This window comes from Bacteroidota bacterium (genome assembly GCA_018692315.1).
Classification (GTDB): domain Bacteria; phylum Bacteroidota; class Bacteroidia; order Bacteroidales; family JABHKC01; genus JABHKC01.
This window is the reverse complement of record JABHKC010000134.1, coordinates 1-12,382: the sequence shown is the minus strand read 5'-3', so window position 1 is coordinate 12,382 and position 12,382 is coordinate 1. Positions and strand designations below refer to the sequence as shown.

The 12,382-nt window shown below is 31.6% G+C and carries 6 protein-coding genes; 2 read left to right on the top strand and 4 right to left on the bottom strand.

Translation table 11 applies throughout. The features are described 5' to 3' along the window. Window positions 1-120: 120 nt before the first annotated feature. The 4 genes from HN894_10230 to HN894_10215 all read right to left on the bottom strand — a co-directional run bounded on the left by HN894_10230 (window position 121) and on the right by HN894_10215 (window position 5,798). Entirely contained in the window at window positions 121-1,071 is a 951-nt protein-coding gene (locus HN894_10230; GenBank protein ID MBT7143707.1) for a HAMP domain-containing protein, read from the bottom strand. Between the two features lie 43 nt (window positions 1,072-1,114). Next, window positions 1,115-1,654, bottom strand: a complete 540-nt coding sequence (locus HN894_10225) for a YfiR family protein (protein ID MBT7143706.1) — start codon at window positions 1,652-1,654, stop codon at window positions 1,115-1,117. A 7-nt stretch (window positions 1,655-1,661) separates the two neighbouring features. Then, window positions 1,662-3,683, bottom strand: a complete 2,022-nt coding sequence (locus tag HN894_10220; protein MBT7143705.1) for a TonB-dependent receptor — start codon at window positions 3,681-3,683, stop codon at window positions 1,662-1,664. Window positions 3,684-4,076: 393 nt separating this feature from the next. Continuing rightward, entirely contained in the window at window positions 4,077-5,798 is a 1,722-nt protein-coding gene (locus tag HN894_10215; protein ID MBT7143704.1) for a T9SS type A sorting domain-containing protein, read from the bottom strand. A gap of 284 nt (window positions 5,799-6,082) precedes the next feature. Between HN894_10215 and HN894_10210 the strand changes: the two genes are divergently transcribed. Both HN894_10210 and HN894_10205 read left to right on the top strand, forming a co-directional pair. Continuing rightward, window positions 6,083-8,341, top strand: a complete 2,259-nt coding sequence (locus HN894_10210) for a tetratricopeptide repeat protein (protein ID MBT7143703.1) — start codon at window positions 6,083-6,085, stop codon at window positions 8,339-8,341. Between the two features lie 51 nt (window positions 8,342-8,392). Then, window positions 8,393-12,235 (top strand): T9SS type B sorting domain-containing protein, encoded by a 3,843-nt coding sequence (locus HN894_10205; protein ID MBT7143702.1) that lies wholly within the window; start codon window positions 8,393-8,395, stop codon window positions 12,233-12,235. Window positions 12,236-12,382 lie beyond the last annotated feature (147 nt).

Here is a 12,382-nt window from a genome sequence, read left to right as displayed (position 1 = left end):
TTAGAATCATTCAAAATAAAATTCGGTAAAATTTAAAATTGAATAAAAAAATTAACTAAAACTCATCAATGTTAATATATTTGAGCATGAAAATTGTAGAAACGTTTATGAAAAAAAAGTTTATGAATTAATCAGGTTAAGAGTTTTTTCTATACTTTTCCAATATTTCTTATTAAAATAATTGAGATATTTTGAACCAACAATATCAGCTTCAGTTTTGTTCATCATGCTGCAAATACGCTGATTAGCATAAACGATATGTTCATTTTGTATTATAAAAATCCCATCAGTCAAGTTTTCTACCAAAGTAGAATATTTCTTCTCTGATTCTTTCAATTGCTTCTTGAAAGTTTCGTTTTCTTGTTCCCTTTGCTGTATTTTATGTATCATTTCATTAAAATCGGTATATAGTTTACCTATTTCATCATCACCTGAGGGTTGAATACGAAGGGAGTAGTCTGCTGTTTCTGTGATTAAGGCTGTAAAATCTGTTAAAGATTCAATAGGAACAGAAATTATTTTTTGAAGTTTTACAGCAAGGAAATATGATAATATTGCAGCAACTATAAATATAGCAAGCATTAATAAAACATAGTCGTTTATTTGTTTGCTAAGTTCTTGTGTTGAGATTCGAACATAAAGGCTGCCATAATTTTCATTATTGTAATTAATTGGCTCAAAAATAATAAGTTCTGAGCCAGAAAAAGTTTGAAAAGCTACTAATCCTTTTGGTGGAGCAATATTGCATTGAAGTGTATCAGGATACTTTGAGAAAATTTCACCATCGGCATTGAACAAAACAACATTTGAAAATGATTTTATAACACCGAGTTTACTAATAGTTTGAAAAGCACCGGTTTTATCTTCAAAAGTTAAGGATGTAATTACATTTTCGCCAATCAGTTGAGTATTCAAAACCGAGTTGTTCAGCATGTCAGTTTTATAATCATTTATTCTAATAATCATAAAAGTTGTAAACAATAAACTTTCAATTAAACCTGCAACTACCAATATTAAAAGGATTATTTTGCGTTTTATTGAAAGTGATTTTAATGCTCTTTTTATATTCATAAACGAAATTTCAATTGTCCCTAATTAATTATTTTGGGATATTCTATATTATTTTCGCAATCTTAAACAAATGATGACTAACTTCTAAATTTGAAATATTAAAAGCCTTTTTATTCATTTCAAATCGTATTTTGTTCTTTTCAAAATAGAAATTTATAAGAATGCCTTTTTTTGCAAAACCTTTTGTTTCACTAATAGTTAAAATTGAATGTTTATTTGAGAAATCAATGATTTGTTCAAGATTATTTTTGCAATTGCCCGATACAAACAAAATATGGCATAGTGATAATTCATCAAAATCTGAAATATATTTTAGAATGACGTGCCTGTTTTTTATTTTTGTATCCAAATAAAACTCATCAAGTGAACTGCCAAAAGTATTTTCTCCTAAAACAGTAATAATAAAAGGTCTATTCGTGTCAGATTGAACAGAATCGTTTGGCCAATTGATAAATCTTGTAAATTTTTCGATAAATCCTGCTTTCATTAAATATTCATCTGTTTGACAATATGAATGTACACTCAATGAAAAAAACATCAACAAACTTAATGCAGATTTTATGAGATAAAGGTTGTTTTTCATCTTTGCATTATTTTGTTTTTCTGCCAAATGTGTATGTCATCTTAACGAAAACCGAACGCTGTGGCTGTCTATAGCGGTCTGGCGGTCTGTTGGAAGTATGATAATATTCGGAATCGAGCAAATTGTTTGTAATAAGCTGAATATTAAATCCTGAAATATAATATGTTACTGCCAAGTGAAATATTACAAGATCATCAATAATGTCTGAATCAGTAGTTTCAATTTCTTTGGGATTTTTTCTTTCTCCCAAATAATTAGCTCTTAAATTTATAATTAAATTTGAAACCGGCTTGTAGGTCAAGCCTATGTTTGCAATATGGTCTGAAATCTCTGCAATATGTTGGTCGTTTTTGTCTTGTGAGTGATTATTGGTATAATTTATATATGCTTGAAATTTGTCAACATAATATTTAATGCCTGTTTCGAAACCCAGCGTTGTTACTTTATCTTTATTAGCCCATCTATTTAATTCAGTCGAATCATTAATTTGAATAGTTTCTTTTACAAAAAGATCGGAAATATTATTTCTGAAAATTGAACCCTCAATATTAAAATGCTCTGCAAATCGGTATGAGGCAAATATTTCTCCCGATTTCATTCTTTCGGGTTTTAGATTATTGTTGCCATCACCCCAAGTATAATCCCATGGTTTAGGGGCTCTGAAAGCTCTGTTGTATAAAACTTTGGCAGTAAAAGCATTTTTGTTGTAAACAAGAGCAAGCCTTGGTGTTAAAATGTTTCCATAATAATTGCTAATATTTTGCCTTATTCCGGCAGTAATAGCAGTTGTCTTAAATATTCTGTATTGGCTTTGTAGATAAAAGCTCAGTAGATTGTTATTTATTACGTTCGGCTTTTCTGGTTTTTCTGGTTCTTCAAATTGAGAATTACTATATGATTTTGTAAATCCTTCGGATAGATTTTCCAGTTCGAATACAAGCCCCGCAATCAAATTAAGTTTGTCAAATGGATTGTAATTAAATTGTTCTTCAATGCCAATCAAATGGTTGGGCCTAAAATATCCTACTTGTTCTCCTTCAGACAATGAGTCTGCTTTTATGATATAACCAATAGTATTATCTTTTACAGTGGCATTTCTAAAATATATTTTTGCCTGGTTTGTCCATTTTTCGTTATTGTTGTAGCTGTGTTGCAAGAAACTGTTCAGAAACCGGATATTCCATGATGTTCCATTGTCAAGATATTTGTCGTCAATAGTTTTGTAATTTGTAGTTCGCGATGCTTTTTTGTCTTGAAAATTTGTTCCCCAGGTAAATCCCTTAAATTTAACCATAGCGTCAAATGATAAGTTATCCTCAAAATTTTCCATATCATTTGTCCAGTTATAATCTCCATTTTCATCATTTAGTTTGGCTTTTTCGTTCTGTTTATACATAGCGGCAAGCCTGATACCAAAATCATTATTTTTGTCGATATAATCGTAGCTGAAATCTGTAATTAGTTTAGCGAAAGAGCCATATCCAATTCCTGCATGTCCTGCATCATCAGAGCCGGGTTTTTTTGTAATTATATTTATAATTCCTGAAACGGCATTTGTTCCGTACAATGCTGAAGCCGGACCATAAACGACTTCAATCCTTTTTACATTTGAAAGATTGTATTGGCCTCCTCCATAGAATCCGCCTGAATTGAGCTCATTAATTTGAATGCCATCAATCATTACAATTATCAAATTGTTTTGACTTGGAAGTCCGCGAATGAAAGAATATGTGTTAAATCCTAATATGTTTCTAAACTGAAAACCCGGAAGGTCAGCCAACGCTTCTTCCAGAGTGAAATATCCGCGTTCCAGAATGTCCTGAGCTGTAATAACTCTTGTGCAAGCAGGTACATCCTGAATCTTTTGCTTGACTTTCGATGCTGTAACTACCTCCATATTCATCATATCTTCAATTGACATGTGAAGTATTTCTTTTTTCTTAATTGACGAATTATTTTGAGCAATTATGTTTTTCGAAAATAAAAAGATAACTAAAAATAATATTACTCGAATATAATGTGCTTTCATAATATTAAGCTTAAAAGGTAAATAAAATTGATGTTTTTTGTATAAGAATTTCGATACGCCTGATATAATGCCTTCTCATTTTTATAAAGAACCTTTTTGACAAATTTATGAAAATCTGAGGATTTTTTTTGTATTATTTTGATTTTTTTTTCTAATGCAACTTCAAACTAAGATTTGTAGCTTTTTTAAGAATTAGGTATTTCGTTCACTCATTCTAAAAATCGTAGTAATTTACATTTAGAAAAAATATACTCAGCAGAATTTTTATCAATAATCGGCTTATTTATTAGCTATGAATTAATGCAAACTTATTGTTGAAGCAAGAAGTTTAAGTAGCATTTTTTAAAATAGTAAAAAATTCTTATTCAGAGAAATGAAAAATCAACAAAGAAATTAGTGATTATAAATCAATAATTTTTCAAATTTCAGTATTTCGCCATTTTTATTTTTTACTAAAATAAAATATAAACCCGACTGCAGGTTTGAAGTGTTTATAATTTTGGCATTTGAGAAAAGAATTGGACTACCAATATTATTATAAATTTCTATAGATTGATTTTTGCTTTTCGAGATGTTCAGAAATCCCGAAGAGGTTGGGTTTGGATATATTTTAATTTTTTGTTGCTGCATATTGTTTTCGATGGAATTGATTCCGATTGAAATATTCAAAAAAGACGAATCGCTTCTGCAATCGTAAGCATTGATGGCTACTGCCGAAATAATTCCCACACCGCTAATTCCCCACTGAACAACAATTGAATCGCTCGAAATTTGATTTAATAAAACTCCATTCTCAACATTCCACTCATAAATTAAATTTGCATCAAAAGGTGCAGAATATGTTTCAGTTTGGCTTTCAAAAACATTTTGAACGCCAGAAATTGAGAAAGATTGAGGAGAAGGAAAAACCGAAAGATTTGCAAAATTGCTGGTGTCCATTCCGCTACTGTCCGAGATTATACAGCGATACTGATTTCCGTCCATGATAATGGAAGTATTAGAAATGGATAAACTATCAGATGTAGCACCATCATAATTCGTTGAATTCACAATATCATAAAATCCTGAACCTGAATTTTCCTGCCATTGAAAAGTCTGGGCGTTTTCTGCTACTATAAAAAACCAGGAAGTTTGGTTTTCGCAAGCTATAAGATTTTCGGGTTGAATCTGAATATTTTGAACTTGGCCGGAATAAAACATTGTCAGATACAAATCGGTAGTGAAAACTATTGGCGTAGAGGAAATTCCATTATAATGATATTTCAATTGTTTTGAAACAAGCTCATATTCAAAAACAGAATTACTTATCGGATCGTAATCTATAGCAAAGGAAGAGCCCCAGGTAGCAGATATCATAGTGTCAAGCAAAATATCATAGTATGAAGGAAAGTGAGAAATATAAATTATATTATCGCCAACTATAGGTTTCCATGGGTTATATGCCATTTCCTGATGAAAAAGAGTTTCGACAAGATAATTTTGCGGATTCATTTTAATTAAAGAAAATCGCGGAGCACCGGTTGCATATTCAACATCTATGTAAATTTCGCCATCTATTTCAAAAATAAAATAGTTCATTCCTCCAAACTGAAACGGATGAGGAGTTTGAACACTTGCAATTGTATCTTGACTTAAAAGATCAAGTATTTGAACGGTATTGTTAAAAACTAAGAAAGCTTTGTCATCAAAAATGGTAAAATCTGCCGGACAATATGCCACTTGGGTTGTGTCGAAATAAAAGTCCAAAGAGTTATTATTAATATCATATGCACTAATGTATGGTGCAAAAAGACTTTTCACAATCAAATAGTTTTCCCATATCTTTATCTGAAATGCTTGAGAATTTTCAATAGAATCAATTTTTTGATTTGTAGATAAATCGTATTCATAAATATTGTCAGATGCTACAAAAAGTGAATTTTCAGATATTATCATATCAGTAATATTCACACTATCAATAAAAATATATTGCTCTTGCGGATATTCAATATAGCCAAGTGTTTTCGGGCTTTGATAATTTGATGATCCTAATTGGATAAATAATTTTCCGTCAGGAGTTTGAGCAGACAAACTGAAACTTAATAATACTGAAACTAAAAAGAATGAATTTTTCATAATTATGGTTTTAAGATTTTTTTCCCGATCGACAATTTACATAAAATACTTGATTTATTTTCATAACCAATTAAGTGTATAATAATCAGACAATTCAATTTTATGATGGTTGCTTAATAAAACAAAATACTAAAAAATGATTTATTTGTGATTTTGTTAGAATCAATGCAAAAGTAATAGAATATTGTACTATTTTTGTTTTTTAGATGACAATGGTTTATAGAGACAGAAACTTATTCTTATTCATATTAATTTTTGCACAAATATTTGTGTTCGAAAATATTGTGATTGCTAAAAATCAGACTGACAGCCTGTTAGTTGAGCTAAAAAATGCCAAGGAGATTGACAAAGCAAAATTGTTGAATGAAATTTCTGAAAATGTAATTTCTGAGAATCTTGATGAAGCCGGTAATTTTGCACATCAGGCATTAGAATATGCTACTAAATATAAAATTGAAGACCAAGAGGCTCATGCACATTATAATATTGCTGAAGCACTTTTTTACAAAAACGAATATGATAGTTCGGTAGTTTATTATGAAAATTCGCTGAGGCTATATATTAAACAAAATAAGAGAAGAGATATTTTTGCATCAATAAATAGCATTGCATATATATCAGATCTTTTGGGCGACTTTGAAAAATCTCTCAAACTGTATAAACAAGTTCTTGATAGTGCTATCATACATCATGATAGTGATTATATATCAACAAATTATAATAACATTGGAGATGTTTATTATAATTCAGGAAATTTATTCCTTTCTCTGGAATATTATAACAAAGCCCTTGAAATTCAGAATGAAATTAACGACAAAACCGAAATTTCGAGAATATTTATCAATATAGGAATTACAAATAATGATTTGGGCAACTATAAAGATGCTTTAGAATATTATCAAAAAGCAATGTTTATTGAAGAAGAACTTGGCAATAGAAAAGGAATTTCATTATGCTTAAATAATATAGGAATTATTTATTCCAACTTAGGAAACAACGAAAAGGCACTTGAGACTTATAAAGAATCTATTAAAATTGAGAAATCTTTAGGAAACGAATTTGGGATTGGTAGTTCGTTAAATAATATTGGGATTGTTTTCGTAGATTTGATGATGTATGATTCCGCATTGGTTTATTATGAAAAATCTCTCGAAATCGAAAAACATAACAATGATAGAAAAGGTATTGCAACCTCAATAAACAATATCGGAGAACTCTATTTTGAAATGGGAAAACCTAAAGAATCCATAGAATTCTTGCTGAAAGGATTAGAAATTGAAGAAGAATTAAACAATATAGCAGGAATTACTAATTCATACAATAGTATTGGAGATATTTATTTTAAATTAGGCCAATATGAAATAGCATACGAATATTTTGAAAAATGCAAACAACTTGCTGATTCATTAAATTTTGTTGAAACGAAATTTGCCAACCTTGAAGATTTGTATTTAATTAATAAAAGACTAAGAAACTATAAGGAAGCTCTCAACTATTACACGCAATATATTGAACTCAAAGATTCTATTATGGACGAAAATGTCCAAAATCAAGTTGCTGAAATGGAGCGAAAATACGAATCTGTGAAAAACGAAAAAGAAATAGAAATTCTGAAAATTGAGAAGCAACTACATAAAATAGAACTTGAGAAACAGCAAGTAGAGATAGAAAAGCAAAACACATATTTTGTAATTTCTATTGTAGTTTTTTCAGTTTTTGTATTATTGTTGATAATATTATTCCGACAGTTTTATGTAAAAAGAAGAGCATTAGAACTTTTGCGCAAAAAGAATTATGAAATAGTAACTCACCAAAAAGAATTGCGAATTGCTAAAGAAAAAGCAGAGGAGTCTGACAGATTGAAATCAGCATTTCTTGCAAACATGTCGCACGAATTGAGGACACCATTAAATGCTATAATAGGTTTCTCATTTGTTATAGAGCAAGAAAATGTGAGCCCTGAGGTTAACGATTTTGCAATTGAGATTAATAAAAGCGGGAATAATTTATTAGAACTAATTGAAGATATTTTTGAACTTTCATTAATTGAAACTGGCGAAATGGTAACTAAAAAAGAAGAAATTCTTGTTTCGGAATTTTTTGACGAAATGTTGCAATTAGTTAATAGTGAGAGAGAAAAATTAGGAAAAAATGAAATAGAAACTAAGTATAAACTATCTTTCAAAATAAAAGAAATATTTTTCGATAGAAATGTTCTAACTCATATATTTAAGCAAATTCTGAAGAATGCGATTAAATTTACTGAAAAGGGCCATGTCGAATTTGGCTTAAACATAGGAGACGGAAACTCAGTTCTATTTTATATAACAGACACAGGAATTGGAATTTCAGAAGAAAAACAAGAAATTGTATTTGAAAATTTCCGACAGATTGATGACTCACATACAAGAAAATACGAAGGTACAGGCTTAGGATTATTTATTTCTAAAAAATTGCTTGCCTACTTTGGAGGGCAAATTTGGTTAGAATCCGAAGAAGGCAAAGGCTCAACATTCTACTTCGTAATTCCCGATATTTTGTAGTACTTTTGAAAGTTTATAACTGAATGTTTCTAAACTTTTTTTTGAAAATAAATGAAAAAGCTATTTGACATTATCAATAACAAAGCTTGTTTATTGTTATTCACACAAATAGTATTTTTTTTAACTACCCAAGCTCAGAACAAAATTGAGTTCATCGAAAACAAAAATCAGTGGGAAAATCATATCCTTTTTAAAGCTGAAATGAAAAATGCTGCGATTTTCCTTGAAGAAAAATCGTTGTGCTTTAATTTTTTAAGCGATGAGGATAGCCACACTAATCATGGACATACTTCAGTTCCGAAACAAAAATCTCTTTGCGAGGAAGTTCATTTTCATGCCTACAAAATTGAATTTCTAAATTCGAAAATCGACAAATCGAAAATTCAAGGCTTTTCACCCAAAAAATCTTACAACAACTATTTTCTTGGAAACAATCCCGAGCGCTGGGCTTCCTTTGTCAGAAAGTATAAAACTGTTGAATACAAGGATTTATACAATAACATCGATCTAAAGATTTACAGCATAAATGAAAATCTTAAATATGATTTCGTACTTAGAAAAGGAGGCGATATTGGCGAAATTGAGCTTTTTTACGAAGGTGTTGAAAAAATCGAAATTAAAAATGGAAACCTCATAATTTCTACCACTGTAAACAAAATTGCTGAACTAAAACCCTTTGCCTATCAAATTATAAATAATGATACAATCAAAATAGCTTGCAAATATAAACTTAAAGGGAATTCACTATTTTTTGAAATAGATGAGAATTACGACAAATCCAAAAATCTGGTTATAGATCCGACACTTGTTTTCTCAAATTATTCAGGTTCAACTGCCGACAATTGGGGATTTACAGCAACCTTCGATTTAAACCAGAATGTTTATTCGGGAGGCATAGTAAGCGGAATTGGCTATCCTGTAACAACAGGAGCTTTTCAGCAAAATTATGCCGGAACAAATGCAAATGCATGGGATATTGGGATAATAAAGTACAGTTCTGACGGTGCGTCAAGGATTTTTTCAACTTATATTGGTGGTAGCAGTAGTGAAATGCCACATAGCCTTGTAGCTAATAGATATAACGAATTGTTAATTTTTGGAACTACAGGCTCCGGCAATTTTCCGGTTTCTGCAAATGCCTACGACAATTCTTTTAATGGAGGCGATGCTCTTAATTATGATAATGCAATTAATTTCCAATCAGGTTCAGATATTTTTGTTTTTCGCTTAAGCGAAAATGGCGACCAGATGATTGCTTCCACTTTCGTGGGAGGATCAAAAAACGATGGAATAAATTATAAATCAAGTTATGGGAATCATATTTTGCATGGCAACGATTCGCTATATTTTAATTATGGCGATGGTGCAAGGGGGGAAATCGTAGTGGATGACTCTAACTTTGTTTATGTAGCAAGTTGTACTTTTTCAGACGATTTTCCGACAAGTTTAAATTCTGTGCAAGATACTTCTAACGGAAATCAGGAAGGTGTTGTTTTTAAACTTAATCCTCAACTCAGCAATTTGGAATGGAGCACGTTTCTTGGAGGCTCTCAAAACGATGCCATTTATTCAATCGACATTGCAAGAAACTCGGAAGTTTTTGTTGCAGGTGGTACTTGTTCGCAGGATTTTCCTACAAGTTCAGGAGTTTTAGATCAGAACTATCTTGGTGGTTCTACTGATGGTTTTGTGTCAAGAATTTCTGCCAACGGACAATTTTTGTTAAGTTCAACATTTTTTGGCTCAGATGCTTACGACCAAGTTTACTTTGTGAGAATTGCTAATTCAAACAAGATTTTCATTTGCGGACAAACAAAAGCAACAGGCTCTACTTTAGTTTACAATGCACTTTATAATATCCCGAACAGTGGGCAATTTATTTCAAATTTGTCGTACGATTTGACTAATTTGAATTGGTCAACAACTTTTGGAACAGGAAATGGTAAACCAAATATTTCTATAACTGCTTTCACGGCAGACATTTGCAACAGAGTTTATTTGTCCGGCTGGGGACGTGAATGGGGCGGCATGGATGGAAATACCTGGGGTTCAATTGAAGGAACAAAAAATATGGAAATTACAAATGATGCCTATCAGGATTCAACCGATGGACAAGATTTTTATGTGATGATTCTTTCGGAAGATGCTCAAACTTTAGAATATGCCAGCTACTTTGGTGAGTTGCACTACACAGGATGCACACGAAGTGGAGGCGATCATGTAGATGGAGGAACAAGTCGCTTCGACAGGTTTGGTTATATCTATCAATCGGTTTGTGCAAGTTGTGGAGGCTGTCAGGAATTTCCGATTTTCCCCGATCCGCACCCCGACACTCTTTCAGCTTCGAATGCTTCGACTAATTGCAACAATGCAATTTTTAAAATTGCTTTTAATTTCCCAATGACAATTGCCGATTTCAAAGTTCCGCAATCAAATTGTTTTCCTGTGGAAATTGAATTTGAAAATATTAGCCAGGATGCCACAACTTTTGAGTGGACTCTTCCGGATGGTTCTACATCGACAAATGTTAATTCAAGTTTTTACTTTACAGAAGCGGGATTATTTGAAATTACACTTGTTGCAAATAGTACGGAAACCTGCAATTTGAGCGATACTATTACAAAAATTGTTAAAATTGAAGAAAATGTTGTCGAAACTTTAGCTGCCTTACATTATTGTTTAGGCGACAGTATTTTGGTTGGTTTTTCGCCAAGCGGAAATCCAAATGTTTCCTACTTGTGGGACAATTCAACATTTTTAACCGAAAGCAATATTTCCAATCCGCTTGCTTTTCCGGATGAAACCACAACTTTCATTTTGTCGAGTATTGAGGGTTCGTGCATAGATACTTCATATCAGACTGTTTATGTTCACACTCTAAATTTCAATTTATCTGTAGATGACAATTCAATATGTCAGGGCGATACTGCAATTTTGATTTTAGAAACAGACGGAAGCTATCACGATATTTCATGGGCAATTGATCCGGGTTTCAACAATTCATTTAACTATATTGACACAATTCTGCCGGTTTCGCCGGATACTACACAAATTTATTACCTGAACATTACAAATCAATATTGTGATATTCTATCCGAAGAAACCGTATTTGTATCTGCCATTTACATTGAGCCACTGCAAGACTACACAATCTGCATTTACGATTATTTGGAAATCGTTGCTGAAAATACCTATCCCGGTCAAAGTTATTTTTTTGACTGGAAGCCTGAAGAAATTGTTATTGAAGGAGCAAGTACTTCATCGCCATTGATTTATACGGAAGAGCAGACTTCGGTTTTTGTAGAAATTGAAAATCAGGAAGGCTGTAAATTAGTTGATACTGTAGAAATTTTCATTTCAGAATTTTCTCTAACTGAGCTTGAAGTTTATGCCGATGATGATACGATTTATTATGGACAGTCCACTATTTTGCATACAAATCAGTTCGATAACTTAAATTTTCAGTGGTTTCCTGCTCACTATTTAAACGCCGATACTATAGCAGAACCCACTGCCAGCCCGACAGAAAACACTGTTTTTTCGGCATTTGTAAATGATGAATTTAGCTGCGAAAAAAACGATTCGGTAGAAATTGTTGTACTCGATGTTTTTTGCAATGAAGATTATGTTTTTGTGCCAAATGCTTTCACACCAAACGATGACGGGCATAATGACATTTTGTACGTTTACAGCGAAATGGTTCGGGATATATTTTTTGCAATTTACGACAGGTGGGGAAAAATGGTTTTTTCTACAAAAGATATTACAAAAGGCTGGGATGGGACTTATAAAAACAAAGAATTAGATCCGGCGGTTTTTGTCTATTATCTTGAGGTAACTTGTTGGGATTATTCAAATTTCTCTAAAAAAGGAAATATTACTTTGTTGAGGTAAAAAATTATGGCATTGTTAACAAAGTATACTTAATTGATTATTCCATTTCAACATGAGCATCATTACAGCTTGTTTCAACATTTCTAACTTTTTAGTATAGCACTTGCTTTTTCTTCTCATTCTTGCTAAGAAGTGCCTGAATAAACT

Bases quoted from the DNA above. Each gene is read 5' to 3' on its own strand.
- HN894_10230 (MBT7143707.1), bottom strand. From the start codon at position 1,071: ATGAATATAAAAAGAGCATTAAAATCACTTTCAATAAAACGCAAAATA.
- HN894_10225 (MBT7143706.1), bottom strand. From the start codon at position 1,654: ATGAAAAACAACCTTTATCTCATAAAATCTGCATTAAGTTTGTTGATG.
- HN894_10220 (MBT7143705.1), bottom strand. From the start codon at position 3,683: ATGAAAGCACATTATATTCGAGTAATATTATTTTTAGTTATCTTTTTA.
- HN894_10215 (MBT7143704.1), bottom strand. From the start codon at position 5,798: ATGAAAAATTCATTCTTTTTAGTTTCAGTATTATTAAGTTTCAGTTTG.
- HN894_10205 (MBT7143702.1), top strand. From the start codon at position 8,393: ATGAAAAAGCTATTTGACATTATCAATAACAAAGCTTGTTTATTGTTA.